The sequence below is a fragment of the Chthoniobacterales bacterium genome, assembly GCA_036569045.1.
In the GTDB taxonomy this organism is placed as follows: Bacteria; Verrucomicrobiota; Verrucomicrobiia; order Chthoniobacterales; family JAATET01; genus JAATET01.
Map to the genome: position 1 here is coordinate 58,455 of DATCRI010000088.1, position 13,295 is coordinate 71,749.

11 protein-coding genes and 1 tRNA gene are annotated in these 13,295 nt (G+C 64.7%); 8 read left to right on the forward strand and 4 right to left on the reverse strand.

Annotated elements, in window-relative coordinates; genetic code table 11:
- Positions 1 to 32: 32 nt before the first annotated feature.
- A tRNA-Thr gene (locus VIM61_16245) sits at positions 33 to 108 on the reverse strand.
- Positions 109 to 359: 251 nt separating this feature from the next.
- Here VIM61_16245 and pdxH point away from each other — a divergent pair.
- From pdxH to VIM61_16265, 4 genes are all read left to right on the forward strand, one after another.
- On the forward strand, positions 360 to 995 hold the full coding sequence (gene pdxH, locus VIM61_16250) for a pyridoxamine 5'-phosphate oxidase (GenBank protein ID HEY8901962.1): 636 nt from the start codon (positions 360 to 362) through the stop codon (positions 993 to 995).
- On the forward strand, positions 992 to 1,975 hold the full coding sequence (locus tag VIM61_16255; protein ID HEY8901963.1) for a ferritin family protein: 984 nt from the start codon (positions 992 to 994) through the stop codon (positions 1,973 to 1,975). The genes pdxH and VIM61_16255 overlap by 4 nt, the downstream gene beginning before the upstream one ends.
- 160 nt (positions 1,976 to 2,135) lie before the next feature.
- On the forward strand, positions 2,136 to 4,451 hold the full coding sequence (gene bamA, locus VIM61_16260; GenBank protein HEY8901964.1) for an outer membrane protein assembly factor BamA: 2,316 nt from the start codon (positions 2,136 to 2,138) through the stop codon (positions 4,449 to 4,451).
- Between the two features lie 80 nt (positions 4,452 to 4,531).
- Entirely contained in the window at positions 4,532 to 5,128 is a 597-nt protein-coding gene (locus VIM61_16265; GenBank protein ID HEY8901965.1) for an OmpH family outer membrane protein, read from the forward strand.
- Positions 5,129 to 5,188: 60 nt separating this feature from the next.
- Here VIM61_16265 and VIM61_16270 read toward each other — a convergent pair whose 3' ends face one another.
- Positions 5,189 to 7,045, reverse strand: coding sequence for a hypothetical protein (locus VIM61_16270; GenBank protein HEY8901966.1), 1,857 nt, complete (start codon positions 7,043 to 7,045; stop codon positions 5,189 to 5,191).
- Between the two features lie 124 nt (positions 7,046 to 7,169).
- On the opposite strand from VIM61_16270, the gene VIM61_16275 reads away from it, so the two are divergent.
- Complete coding sequence (locus tag VIM61_16275) at positions 7,170 to 7,616, forward strand: hypothetical protein (GenBank protein HEY8901967.1); 447 nt, start codon at positions 7,170 to 7,172, stop codon at positions 7,614 to 7,616.
- Here the strand turns inward: VIM61_16275 and VIM61_16280 are convergent.
- Positions 7,613 to 9,172 carry an IMP dehydrogenase gene (locus VIM61_16280; protein ID HEY8901968.1) on the reverse strand — a complete coding sequence of 520 codons (1,560 nt, stop codon included), beginning with the start codon at positions 9,170 to 9,172 and terminating at the stop codon, positions 7,613 to 7,615. The two genes, VIM61_16275 and VIM61_16280, sit on opposite strands and share 4 nt — an antisense overlap.
- 114 nt (positions 9,173 to 9,286) lie before the next feature.
- Between VIM61_16280 and radC the strand changes: the two genes are divergently transcribed.
- Together radC and lpxA are read left to right on the forward strand one after the other, a co-directional pair.
- The gene (gene radC, locus VIM61_16285; GenBank protein ID HEY8901969.1) at positions 9,287 to 9,985 is read left to right on the forward strand and encodes a DNA repair protein RadC; all 699 of its coding nucleotides are present in this window, start codon (positions 9,287 to 9,289) and stop codon (positions 9,983 to 9,985) included.
- Positions 9,982 to 10,791 (forward strand): acyl-ACP--UDP-N-acetylglucosamine O-acyltransferase, encoded by an 810-nt coding sequence (lpxA, locus tag VIM61_16290; protein ID HEY8901970.1) that lies wholly within the window; start codon positions 9,982 to 9,984, stop codon positions 10,789 to 10,791. Before radC ends, lpxA begins: the two co-directional genes overlap by 4 nt.
- Positions 10,792 to 10,798: 7 nt before the next feature.
- On the opposite strand, the gene larC is transcribed toward lpxA, so the two are convergent.
- Positions 10,799 to 12,022, reverse strand: a complete 1,224-nt coding sequence (gene larC / locus VIM61_16295; protein ID HEY8901971.1) for a nickel pincer cofactor biosynthesis protein LarC — start codon at positions 12,020 to 12,022, stop codon at positions 10,799 to 10,801.
- A 27-nt stretch (positions 12,023 to 12,049) separates the two neighbouring features.
- On the opposite strand from larC, the gene VIM61_16300 reads away from it, so the two are divergent.
- Positions 12,050 to 13,270 carry a hypothetical protein gene (locus VIM61_16300; GenBank protein ID HEY8901972.1) on the forward strand — a complete coding sequence of 407 codons (1,221 nt, stop codon included), beginning with the start codon at positions 12,050 to 12,052 and terminating at the stop codon, positions 13,268 to 13,270.
- The last annotated feature ends 25 nt before the right edge of the window (positions 13,271 to 13,295 follow it).

Sequence of the window (13,295 nt, forward strand, 5' to 3'; positions counted from 1 at the left end):
GGTTTGTCGGGTGAATCGCTGCGCTAAAATCGTGGAGCCCACAACCGGGATCGAACCGGTGACCTCGTCCTTACCAAGGACGTGCTCTGCCAACTGAGCTATGTGGGCCTTGGGGCCTCGGGGGCCGTATGGGTTATCTGTAGATCCGCGAGCGGGTCTGTTTTCAATCTCCGAAAAAAGGGTGAAGGACCCCGCCCGTATCTCCCTGGAGAAACGGCGATGCCCTGCGACCTTTCGGCGGAAACTGAACGGGCAGAATATCGAGCGGTCCGAGGCTGTCAAAGCGAATTTTGGGGTTTGCGCGAGGAGATTTTGAGTTGGGTTCGGCGGGGTTCCTCGGGCAGGTTTGGGAAATGGAGATGGAAGCGATGCGCCGGGACTATGCGGCGGGAGAATTGCGACGGGCGGATCTTGCGGCCGACCCGCTCGGGCAGTTCGAGCAATGGTTTCGGGAAGCGGTGGAAACCGAGGGGGTGATCGAGGCGAACGCGATGACGCTGGCGACGGTCGATGCGACGGGGCGACCGCACGCGCGCATCGTGCTGCTGAAGGATTGTGACGCGCGGGGCTTTCGCTTTTTCACGAACTACGAAAGCGACAAGGGCGTGGAGATCGCGGCGAACGCGGAGGTGGCGCTGTTGTTCCATTGGGCGCCGCTCGAGCGGCAGGTGCGCATCGAAGGCGGCGCGGAAAAAGTCTCGCGCGACGAGTCGGACGCCTATTTCCAGGTGCGCCCGCTGGCGAGCCGTCTGGGTGCATGGGCCTCGCCGCAGAGCCGGGTGATTGCGTCGCGGGCCGAACTGGAGGCGGACTACGCGGCGACGGAACGACGTTTCGCGGACGGGATGGTGCCACGGCCGCCGCAGTGGGGCGGCTATCTCGTGCGGCCCGTGGCAATCGAGTTCTGGCAGGGGCGGAGGAGTCGCCTGCACGACCGCTTTCGCTATACGCGTGGCGCGGGGGGCGGCTGGGCCATCCACCGTCTCGCGCCATGAACGTTTTCGGGATTCGCCGGGCGAAGCGGGCCTTTTCCGAGCTGGACGAGCGGGAGTTGCTCGCGCTGGCGATTTCGCAGGAGGAAGAGGATGGGCGCATCTATGGCGCGTTTGCCGAGCGGTTCGCGGAGAGTCGACCGCACTCGGCGGCGGCATTTGCGGAAATGCGCGACGAGGAATCCGGCCATCGGGATCGGTTGTTCGCGCGCTACCGAGCCCGGTTCGGCGAGCACCTGCCTTTTCTGCGCCGGCAGGACGTGAAGGGCGGATTGTCGCGCCGCCCGATCTGGTTGAATCGCGTGCTGCCGGTCGATCGGGCATGGCGCGAGGTGGAGTCGATGGAGCGCGAGGCGCGCCGATTTTACGAGGCTGCCGCGGGGCGGGCGACGGATGCCTCGACGCGCGAGCTGCTCGACACGCTGGCGGCGGAAGAGGGGAACCACGCGCAACGGGCCGCGGCGCTCGAGGACGAGCTGGCGACATCCGGCGCGGCGGCGCGGGAGGATGTGGACGAGCGGCGGCGGTTCGTGTTGCAGATCATTCAGCCGGGGCTCGCGGGTTTGATGGATGGCTCGGTGTCGACGCTGGCCCCGGTCTTTGCCGCGGCTTTCGCGACCAAGGATAGCTGGGATGCATTCATCGTGGGCATGGCGGCGTCGATTGGCGCGGGGATCAGCATGGGATTTGCCGAGGCACTGTCGGACGACGGGGCGTTGAGCGGGCGTGGGCAGCCGTATTTGCGCGGCACCGTTTGCGGATTGATGACGACCGCGGGCGGCATCGGGCACACGCTGCCGTTCCTCGTGGCCGATTTTCGGCTTGCCATGGGGATCGCCTTCGGTGTCGTGCTCGTGGAGCTCGGCGTGATCGCCTGGATCCGGCATCGTTACATGGATACGCCGTTGCTCCCGACGATTTTGCAGGTCGTTCTCGGTGGGGCGCTGGTGTTCCTTGCGGGTGTGCTGATCGGCAATGCGTAGGGTGGCGATTGCCGCGAGCGGGCGACGGGAGATTCCCCGCTTGACCTTTGCCGGGCATTGTCGTCTTTACTCCGCGTTTGGCCGCTGGCGCGCCCTTTTCGACTTATCAATGAACCGCCTTCTCCGACTTTCGTTTCTAGCCGTTGCTGCCTCCCTGGCGGTGTCTCTTTTTGCTCGGGCGCAGCAGGCGCCGCTGCAGGGGCCGATCGTTAAGCAGATCGACGTCCAATACGTGGGCCAGGAGAGCATGTCGAAGGACCGCGTGCTCGCGAACCTCGCCACGCAGGTCGGCCAGCCCTACAGCGAACAGGCGGTCGAGGAAGACATTCGCAGCCTTTACTCGACGGGCACGCTGGCGAACGTCCGCATGTTCGGCGAACCGTTCCAGGACGGCGTCAAGGTCACGGTGCTCCTGCAGGGCCGTCCAATCGTCTCCGAAGTGCTCATCGAGGGCACCCAGCAGATCAGCCAGGCCCGGGTGCGTCGCGAGGTCGGCGTGAAGCCTGGCGTGAGCCTGAGCGAGGAAAAGATCGAGGATGACCGCCGCAAGATCCTCAAGCTCTATCAGGATCGCAACTACTCCGACGTCGACGTCCAATACAAGATCGAGGACCTCCCGGACAACAAGGCCCGCGTCATCTACTCGATCACGGAAGGGCCGAAGCTCGTCGTCAGCAAGATCACCTTCATCGGGAACTACAGCGTCAAGGACAAGGACCTGCGCAAGGTCATGAAGACGAAGGTGCGCGACTTCCTCTATTACTTCAACAAGAGCGGTCGCCTCACCACCACGCAGCTCGATGAGGACAAGGTCGCCCTGCGCCTGCTTTACCAGAACCGCGGTTTCGCCGATGTCCAGATTACGGACATTGCCACGCAGGAGATGCCGAACCGGAAGGACGGCGTCGAAGTGATCGTCACCATTCAGGAAGGCGTCCAATATCGCGTCAACAAGGTCACCGTCGAAGGCGCGAACGTGGTTCCCGCGGACCAGATTCTTGGCCTGCTTTCCATGCGCGAGGGGTCGCTCTTCACGCCGTCCGCGCCGCTGCCGGGGCCTCCCGGGTCCACGCCGAAACAGGGCGGCCTCGTTGGCGACCTCAAGGCCATCCAGACCTTCTACGGTCAGCGTGGTTACATCGATGCGCGGCCGACGCCGCAGGTCACGCCCGCCGGCCAGGGCGCGGTGGATATCAATTACAAGATCGACGAGGGCGTGCAGTCCTACGTGAATCTCATCAATATCCAGGGCAATTCCCGCACGCAGGACCGCGTGATTCGTCGCGAGCTCGCGATCAAGCCCGGCGAGGTCTACGACACGACGCTTGTCGACATCAGCAAGGCCCGCCTCGACAACCTGCAGTATTTCTCGAACATCACGATCAGTCCGTCGGACACCGTGGTGCCCGGCCGCAAGGATCTCAACGTGATCCTCGAGGAGAAGCGCACCGGTTCGTTCAACTTCGGTGCCGGCTTCAGCACGATCGACAGCCTGATCGGTTTTGCCGAACTCCAGCAGACGAACTTCGACCTGATGAACTGGCCGAACTTCACGGGCGGCGGTCAGCGCTTCCGCATCCGTCTGCAATACGGTCTCCAGCGCCAGGACTACGTGATCTCGCTCACGGAGCCCTGGTTCCTCGGCTACAAGCTCTCCGCTGGCGTGGAAGGCTACTACCGCGAGGCGAACTTCCTCTCGGCCGTCTATAACCAGTCCAACCTCGGTGCGGCCTTCAACTTCCGGAAGCCGATCACGAACTTCCTTTCGGCCGATGCCGAATACCGCATCGAGCAGATTCGCATCTTCGATGTCGATACCGACAACGTCGGGCAGTTCATCGAAGACTCCGCCGGCACCTACACGCGCAGCGCCATCACGGCCGGCCTTGTGTGGGACAGCCGTGACGACCTGCGCCTCACGCGGCGCGGCGAATACGTCCGCCTCGGCGGCTTCCTTGCGGGCGGCTTCCTTGGAGGAACCGTTCAGGATACCGGGATCACGCTCGATGCCTCGAAATACATCCTGCTCCCGTGGGACACGATCCTCACGTTCAAGGGGCAGATCGGCGTGGTCGACACCTGGGGCGGCGCCACGAACGGCGGCCTCGGCGTGCCGATCTTCGACCGTCTCTACCTCGGCGGCGCGAACAACATGCGCGGCTTCGACTACCGCGACGTCGGGCCGAAGGATGATGACGGCAACCCGATCGGCGGCAACACGCTCGCCTACGGCACGATCGAATACAGCTTCCCCATCATCGAGCGCATTCGCGGCTCCCTGTTCACCGACTGGGGCTTCGTGAATGGCGAGGCAGGGGACTTCTCCGGCGACAACGTGAATGCCGACATCGGCATCGGCCTGCGCGTGGAACTGCCCATCGGCCCCGTGCGCGTGGACTACGGTATCCCCGTCATCCACGACCAATACAACGGCGGCACCGGCAAATTTAATTTCAACGTCGGCTACCAATTTTGAACGAATCCGCCCCGGGGGCGGTCACACCTGACACTCGTCCCCCGAGCATTTCCGTATTCACCACCGTAATACCCACCAACATGATCCAGAAATCCATCCGCACGCTCCTTCTCATCGGCACGATTGGCGCCGTTGCTCCCTTGGCCCACGCCGAGTTGAAGGTCGCGACCATCGACATGAACCGCGTCTTCACCGAATACTACAAGACGAAGGACGCCGAGGCTAAGCTCAACGAGCAGCGCGCGGGAGCGAAGAAGGAATTCGACGATCGCATCGAGACGCTCAAGAAGAGCATGGAGGAGATCACCAAACTCAACGCGAAGATCGAGAGCCCGGAGCTGAGCAAGGACGCGAAAGACGCCATCCTCAAGGATCGCGAGACCAAGGTCGCCGAGGCCCGCAACCTCGACAAGGAAGTCAACGAGTTCAAGGGCACCCGCGAGCGCCAGCTCCAGGAGCAGTTCCTCCGCATGCGCAAGGACATCATCGACGACATCATGAAGGTCGTGACCGCCCGCGTCTCCTCGGCGGGCTACGATCTCGTGTTCGACAAGTCCGGCCTCAGCATGGGCCAGATCCCGGTTGTCATCTATTCCCGCGACGACATGGACTTCAGCAAGGACATCATCTCGAAGCTGAATGCGAACGCTCCCAAGGTGAAGCCCTCGGCCCAGTAAGCCACCGCCAAGATCTTTTGTGAGGGCATCCCGGTTCTCGGGATGCCCTTTTTCTTTCTCTCAGGGGTTGGGTGCGGAGAGCAGCTGCTGCTTCGTGGCGGTCGTGATGAGCGGACTGCTGCTGATCCAGGTGCGGGCGGTGGCGGGGTCGGTCTTCATCCAGTGCTTGGCCAGGTATTGATAATGGGTGGCGCGCAGAGCCGGGTCGCTGATCGAGTTCATCCATTGGATTCCGAGCTGGGGGCTTTTGTCGAAGGCGGCGGACCAGAAGCGGACGATGGTGGTGTCGCGATCCTTGCCTGTCTGGACATTGCTCGAGAACCAGGACAGGGCCTTGTCGGGATCCTGTTCCACCCAGGCGCGCATGGAAGAGCCGAGGGCTTCGGTGCGCGTGTCGCCGGCGGGCAGGGTGGCGCTCCACTGTGCGGCGCCGCTGGGATCGTTCTCCGCCCAGTTGCTGGCGATGTTCGAGAGGGCGTTGTTGAGGGCGTCGCCGACGGGAATCTGGGACTGCGCCCATTTGGCGGCGGAGGCAGGGTCGGTCTCCGCCCATTGGCCGGCGATATATCGGAGCGCGGTGTTCCGGGATTCTCCGGGCGGCAGTTTCGTCGCCCATTGTGCGGCGGCGACGGGGTCGTCGTTGGCCCAGTTGTTGGCGATGTTGGTGATGGCGTTGCGCTGATTGTCGCCGGGCGGTAGTGCCGCGGCCATGGCGGCGGCGGCTTCGGGATTCTCGGAGGTCAATCCCGAGATCACGCCCTGCGTGATGTTCTTCTTCACATTGGGGTCAGTCTGGGAATCCATCCACTTCTGCGCGGCGGCGGGATCCTGGCGAGCCCAGTTGTTTGCGATATTGCGGAGCATGTTGTCCTGCTCGGAGATCGAGCTGACGAGATCCACCATGGCGATGGCGTTCTGCGGATCGCCGCGCATGGCGGCGTAGCTGAGATCGCGCACGAGCGAGTTGCGTTCCGCCCCGGCCGGTTGCTTCTCCAGCCAGGCGAAAGCACCGTCGAAATCCTCCTGGACCCAGTTTTGCGCGACGGTGGAGAGGGCCTGGGTGCGAGAGCGTTTTTCGGGAATGCTCTGGGCCCAGGCCAGGGCGGCGTCGCGATCCTCAAACGCCCAGTTGCTGGCGACAATCGAGATCGCGCTTTGGCGCATTTGCCCGGGAGGAAGCGAGGCCGCGCGCTCGGCAGCGGCGGCGGGATCCTGCCGGACGAGCCGGGAGAAGACGGGGTAGGCCACGTTGAAGCCGCTGTTCGCGGTCTTCGATTGCAGCGCGATCTGTAAGGCCCGCTCGGGATCCTGCGTGGCGAGGGCGCTGAGGAGAGTTCGCTCCGCATTGCGCTTCAGCTCGCCGACGGGCAGGGATTTGGCCCAGAGGGCGGCAGAGTCGTAGTCGGTCGCCGCCCATCCGGAAATCACGGCGAGAATGTTCTGCTGGCGCATGGCCGAGGGGGGCAGTTGCTGCGCGTAGGCGAGAGCGGCCTTGGGATCCGTTCGAGCCCAGGCGCCGAGGACGACATTGAGGCCGATGTTGCGCTGCATGCCTCCACCGGAATTGCGGATCGAGTCGGCCACGGCGCGGGCATTCTCGCGGGTGACGCCGTTCTTGCCGATCCACCAGAGATTCCCCATCCGCTGCATGTCGTCCGGGTCGTTCACCGCATCGCGGATGGCCGCGGCGACATCTTCGCTCTTCCGGGAGCCGCCACCTTGGATGGAGCGCAGCGAGTTGCTCGGCGATCGGCCTGTGGAGGCGCCGCCGGTGGCGGAGGCCGGTTCCCGGTCGTCCCCGAAAGATGCGGCAAGCGACGAGGATGGTCCCGGGCTCGGAGAGCCGAGGATTGCGAATCCGTAGCCGAGGCCGAATGCCACCAGTGCCACGACGAGGAGGGGAGCCCAGGCTTTCATGCCGACCGCATTGAGCGCCTTTGAGGCCGGGCATTCAAGCGGGATTCTTGGCGGTCGAATCTCTCATGTTTTCCGCGGCTTCGGCATTGACAATCCCCCGCGATCTTCGGCTGAATGCGGTTCCATGATTTCCCTCCTCATCGCCGGCGGTGTTTCCGTAGCCGCCAACGTTCAAGCCGTCAATTGGCCAATCATCGATAACCACACGCTCAAGGGGGAGGCGATCCCTTCGAATCAGGTGGTATGCCGCAACATGTGGGGCACGCCGATGCTGCCGGATGGCAAGGGCGGCTACAGCCTCATCGCGCCGATCAATCAAACGTGGATCGCCGAGAGCCTGATGATCCCGCCGCAGGCTCCTCGCGGCATGGTGGCCTATCGCCCGCTTCCGCCCGTGACGGCCACGGTCGTCGTGCCTGCGGTTCCGGAGCCCGCTCCGGCCGCGGTTTCCGCTCCCGCGCCTGTCGCTCCGCCGGCCCCGGCGATGGAGGAAGCTCCCGCTCCGGCGGTCGAGGCCCCGGCAGAAGCCGCTCCGGCCGATCCCTTTAGCTCGACTCCCGCGGGCAACTAAGCCCGGGGAGCGTTGGTGGCCTCTTTCGAGGTTGTCACGGTCAGCACGTCGTGGGGCGCGGATTCCCGCTGCCCCGCGGGCGTCACTCGCACAAAGAGGGCCTTCTTCCGCAATTCGCCAAGGTCCTTCGCGCCGAGATAGCCCATTCCGGCCTGCACGCCGCCGATCAATTCTCGCAGCACGTTGTCGAGCGGGCCGGCGGCTTCCTTGAGCGCCTCGATGCCTTCCGGCGCCGCTTTCGTCGTCGCGTCCTTGCGCTCGTGCCCGTAGCGGGCGGCCGAGCCTTCCTTCATCGCCTCGCGGCTGCCCATGCCCCGATACTGTTTGTAGAGCTTGCCGCCGATCTCGATGATGCGGCCCGGCGCCTCGTCGCAGCCGGCCAGCAGGCCGCCGCAGATCACGGCGTCCGCCTGGGTAAGAGCCTTCACCATGTCGCCGGATTTCGTGATGCCTCCGTCGGCGATCGTGCGAACACCGACCCTGGCCGCGGCGCGTGAGGCCACGTAGAGCGCGGTCATCTGCGGGATGCCGACACCCGCGACGATGCGAGTGGTGCAGATGGAGCCCGGTCCCTGGCCAATCTTGATGCAGTTTGCGCCAGCCTCGGCGAGGAACTCGACGCCGTCGCCGCAGGTGACGTTACCCGCGATGAGCGTGAGGTCGGGGAACTCTTCGCGAAGCAGACGCACGGCGTCGCCAACGCCCTTGGAAAAGCCGTGGGCGGTCGAGACGGCGATCGCGTCGATGCCTTCCGCGATGAGATCTCCCACGTGCGAGACGATGCGGTCGCGATCGAGCGTGCCATCGGGCTTGCGGTGCGGTGAGATAGCGGCGCCGCAGACCAGGCGCAGCTTCGCGTCGCGGGCCGGTTTCACGATGCGGCGGGATTCCTCGCCGATGCGCTCGATGTCGCTCAGCGTGAAGAGCCCGCGCAGGCGGTCGGAATCATCGACGACGAGGAGCTTGTGGATGCCCATGTGCTCCGTGAAGAAGCGGTCCGCGGTCTCGATCGGCTGTTTGCGAATCTCGCTCTCGGGGAGCGTGAAAAGCGCGGAGCGCGGGGTCATTGCCTCGGAAACAAGCCGATCGCGGTAACGCTCGCGGACGACCGATCCGGAAAGCAGGCCCAGCAGCCGGCCTTCGTCGTCCACCACGGGAAAGGTGCTGAAGCGGAATCCGCGCTTTTCCATGAAATCGAGCACCTCGCCGACCTTTTGCGTCGGGGAAGCCTTGATCGGCTCCTGAATAAAGCCGTGGATGTGATTTTTCACCCGGGCGACCTCCTTCACCTGCGCCTCGTCGGGCATGTTGTAATGGATGAGGCCGAGGCCGCCGTTGAGGGCCATCTGGATGGCCATGCGTGACTCCGTGACGGTATCCATGTCGGACGAGATCACGGGAATCTGCAGGGCGAGCTGGTCGGAGAGCGTGACCGCGAGATTCGTGTCGCGGGGCAGAACGTCGGAGTAACGAGTGGCCAGGGAGACGTCGTCAAACGTCAGGCCGGAAGGCTGGCAGCTTGGAAAGAAGGAATCGGCGTCGTGGTAGAATTCCATAGCGGATATTGCTCGGGAGCGATTTCCGGCTCAAGGAGAATTCCGCCCGGTGTGCGGCGATGGGGTGGATTTCCGCTTTAATCTTCAAAGGTCTGCCGACTATCTTTTCGCGCAATGCGCGCGGCGAGAATCCGTGAAATTCCCGAATCGGACCGACCCCGCGAAAAATTGACCGCGCGAGGCGCCGCCAGCCTCACCGATGCCGAGCTCATCGCGATTTTTCTCCGCACCGGCACGCGGGACCAGAGCGTCATCAACGTCGCCAGTGAGGTGCTCGCGGCCCGAGGCGGCCTGCATGCCCTGGCCCGGGCGACCGTGCAGGAGATCAAAAATTCCGCCAAGGGGATCGGCCCGGCCAAGGCCGCGGAACTCGCCGCCGTCTTCGAGGTCGGCAAGCGCCTGGCGCGCGGCCCGGGGGCGCGATTGAAACTCGATTCGCCGCAGGCCGTTTTCGACCTGCTCGCGCCGGAGTTCCACGCGCTCGATCGGGAGCGGCTCTGCGTGCTGCTCGTCAATACCCGCCACCGGCTGATCTGGACCGAGGTCGTCTCGATCGGCTCGCTCAATGAAAGTGTCGCGCATCCGCGGGAAATTCTGCGGCCGGCTCTGATCCATTCTGCCTACGGATTCGTGCTCGCGCACAACCATCCCTCCGGCGATCCATCGCCGAGCGAGGCCGACAAGCGCCTCACCCGCCGACTCCGCGAAGCCGCCGATCTGCTCCAGCTCCGCTTTGTGGATCACGTGATCATCGGTGCGCCCGACGAGGGACGTCCGCCCTATTTCAGCTTCAAGGAGAACAGTCTGTTGTGAAAATTCATCCCACCGCCATCGTCGAGGACGGGGCCGTGCTCGGCCCGGAGGTCGAAGTCGGTCCCTATGCATCCATCGGCCGGGAAGCCGTTGTCGGCGCCGGTTGCCGCATCCTTGCGCATGCCGTCCTTGCCGGGCGGGTGACCCTCGGCGAACGCAATCTCGTCGGCTATGGCGCCGTGCTCGGAGCGCCGCCGCAGGATCTCGGCTACGACGAGACGATGGCGAGCGAGGTGCGGATCGGCGACGGGAACACCTTCCGCGAATACGTGACCGTGCATCGAGGATCCCGCGACGGCCATGCGACTACCGTTGGCGACGGCAATTTTGTGATGGTCGGCGTGCACATCGGCCATGACGGCCGGATCGGCGATCGCACGATCATCGCGAACAACTGTCTGCTCGCCGGCCACGTGGAAATCGGCGATCGCGCCGTGCTCGGCGGCGGCACGGCGTTCCACCAGCACATGCGGGTCGGCCGGTTGGCGATGGTCTGTGGCGGCACGCGTTTCAGTCGCGACATCGTGCCGTTCGCGATGGGCGACGGGGAGAACCTGCTCGCGGGATTGAATGTGATCGGAATGCGCCGGGCGGGATTTGCGAGCGAGACGCGCCTCGAAATCAAGCGCGCCTTCCGGTTGATTTTCCGGTCCGGAAGAAACCTGCACGATGCCCTCGAGGAGGCCGACGGCACGGAGTGGGGCGCCGAGGCGCGCGAGCTGCTCGACTTCGTCCGCACCTCGAAGCGCGGCGTCTGCGTCGATCAGCCCCGAAACGGATCCGCCCCGCCGGACGACGAGGCGTGATGGTCGGTCAATCCCGGGCCGCGGCTTGCGCTGCGAGATAAACTTCACGCACGCTTGCGCCGGCGGCCACGGCCGCGCGGCGGCAGGATTCGAACTCCGGCGCGGCCTGCACGAGCTCGTTGCCCAGCCAGCCGCGCTTGATGTCGATCGGGCCGAAGGGGGTCGCCACCGGCGCAATTTCCCGCCGCAGCTTGAGGCGCCGGCAATCGTGCATCCGCACGCCGAAGGCGCTGGTCTCACGCAGGATCAGTCGGGCGAATTCGTCAGCGCGCTCCGGAACGGCAAGCACCGTGAGTCGGAACGCGGGGCGATTCTTCTTCATGGAAATCGGGGCCACGAAGACATCCAGTGCGCCCGCTTCGAGGAGGCGCTCGGTGGCGGCGGCCAGCAGCTCCGGCGGGAGGTCGTCGAGATTTGTCTCGATCTCGGTGACGGTGTCGGACTCCGGAGCTTCGGCGGTTTCACCGAGCACGGCCCGCAGGACGTTTGGTCGTTTCGGCGTGTCGCGGGTGCCGACGCCGTAGCCGATCCGCGTGACGGCCAGTGCCGGCATGGGGGCAAAGCCTTCGGCGAATTCGGCGAGCAGGGCCGCGCCGGTCGGCGTGATGAATTCCATCGGCTCTTCGACCTGCCGGAGCGGGATGCCTGCGAGAATTTCGAGCGTGGCCGGAGCGGGGAGGGGGAAGTGGCCGTGAGCGCAGTGAATGAAGCCGGTGCCCTCGAAAAGCGACGATGCGAGCACGCGCGGCGCGCCCAACGCCTCGACCCCGACGCAGAAGGCGACGATGTCGACGATGGAATCGACCGCGCCGACTTCGTGAAAATGAACGTCCGCGGGCGGCATGCCGTGAATCTTTCCCTCCGCGATGGCGATGCGTTGAAAAACGGCGAGCGCCCGCGACTTCACGAACGGCGAAAGGGCGCTGCCCTCGAGGAGCGTCCGGATATCGGCAAAGCTCCGACCGTGTGAGTGGGGGTCGTCGTGGGGATGTTCGTGGGCATGCTCATGGGAATGGCCCTCGTGCGGGTGGGAGTGGAGATGCACGTCGAACTTCACGCCCTCGATGTGTCGGCGGCTTTGCCGGGAAAAGTGGAGATGGAATTCGTCGCCGAGCCTGAGCTTCGCGAGCTCCTGCGCGAGATGTGTCTGCTCCACCCCCAGATCACAAAGAGCTCCCACGGCCATGTCGCCGCTGATGCCCGAAAAACAGTCTAGAAACAAAGTGCGCATAGGGCGGAAATGAACAAGTCTCCGACTGTGTCACGTGTGTTCCTTTTCAGCAATGTCGCCGCGCTCTGCCTCCTCGCGTTGCGTCCCTTGGCGGTGGGGGCGGATGCCGCCTCGTTGAATGCCACGTTCGGCGCGTCGTTCTGGGCGGATGATAATCTGTGGGACGACGTGGATTCCGAGGCTGCGCAGCGGCTTGGCTGGCGGCCCGAGTCGCGCACGCAGGAGGACTCGAGCTTTCGGGAATACGCGGGGCCCAACGCCCGGATTCTCGGAGCCCGGCCTTTTTCGCTGGCCCTTTACGGGCGAAACGGTCGGGTCGAGCAAATCTCGATGGTCTTTGCGAACAAGGGGGACATCGGCGGCGATTTCGTCGCGGGCGATGCCTACAAAAAGCAGATCGCGGCAGATGCGAAGGAAATCAGCCAGGTGCTCTCGGCCGAGCTCGGGCCGCCGAAGATTGCGCAGTTCGGGCAGGGCGTGAAGACGCGAGAGCGCGTCGAGCGGTGGGACTGGAACGGGCATGCGATCCTGCTGGCCGCGCCGAGGGGTGAATATGTCGCCGTGCGCATTCTGCCCGTCGCCGTGGCGGACGGGGAAGTTGCCGCGAGAGTGACTGATGCGGCGCTGCGCGAGAAGTTGAAGACTCGGGTCGAGCACCGGCCTAATGGCGACGTGATCCTCAAGGAAATCCCCATGGTGGACCAGGGGCCGAAGGGCTATTGCGTGCCGGCGACCTGGGAGCGGGCGCTGCGCTATCTGGGCATTCCCGCAGACATGTATGTGCTGGCGATGGCAGGCCAGACGGAGGCCGGCGGCGGCACGAATCTCTCGGCGATGGCGGCCGGAGCCGGGGAACTTGTGCGGCGGAATGGCCGCCGCCTCGTTACGACGAGCGGGCGTATCACCGTGCGGCCGGTTGCGGGGTTCATCGATGTCGGCCTGCCTGTGATGTGGGGCATGTATGTTGTTCCCGGGATCAATCGCGATCTCACGACGCGTTCCGTCGAACGCCGGCAGGTGACCGACTGGGCGGCCTATACGCAGGCGCTCAAGCCGCTGCGGAAAATTGGCGACCGAATCCGCTCGGACACCCAGGGCGGGCACATGTGCATGATCATCGGTTACAACGCGGCGACCGGCGAAATCGCGATTTCGGATTCGTGGGGGCCGCAGTTCGCAGAGCGCTGGATTACCGTCGAGGAGGCGAACGCCATCAGCCAGCGGGAATTCACGGTGGTGAACTGGTAGGGAATTCCCGGAAGAGGGGTTTCGC

Excerpts from the sequence above, each read along its gene's own strand:
- pdxH (HEY8901962.1), top strand. The coding sequence starts at position 360 with ATGGAAGCGATGCGCCGGGACTATGCGGCGGGAGAATTGCGACGGGCG.
- VIM61_16255 (HEY8901963.1), top strand. The coding sequence starts at position 992 with ATGAACGTTTTCGGGATTCGCCGGGCGAAGCGGGCCTTTTCCGAGCTG.
- VIM61_16265 (HEY8901965.1), top strand. The coding sequence starts at position 4,532 with ATGATCCAGAAATCCATCCGCACGCTCCTTCTCATCGGCACGATTGGC.
- VIM61_16270 (HEY8901966.1), bottom strand. The coding sequence starts at position 7,045 with ATGAAAGCCTGGGCTCCCCTCCTCGTCGTGGCACTGGTGGCATTCGGC.
- VIM61_16275 (HEY8901967.1), top strand. The coding sequence starts at position 7,170 with ATGATTTCCCTCCTCATCGCCGGCGGTGTTTCCGTAGCCGCCAACGTT.
- VIM61_16280 (HEY8901968.1), bottom strand. The coding sequence starts at position 9,172 with ATGGAATTCTACCACGACGCCGATTCCTTCTTTCCAAGCTGCCAGCCT.
- radC (HEY8901969.1), top strand. The coding sequence starts at position 9,287 with ATGCGCGCGGCGAGAATCCGTGAAATTCCCGAATCGGACCGACCCCGC.
- larC (HEY8901971.1), bottom strand. The coding sequence starts at position 12,022 with ATGCGCACTTTGTTTCTAGACTGTTTTTCGGGCATCAGCGGCGACATG.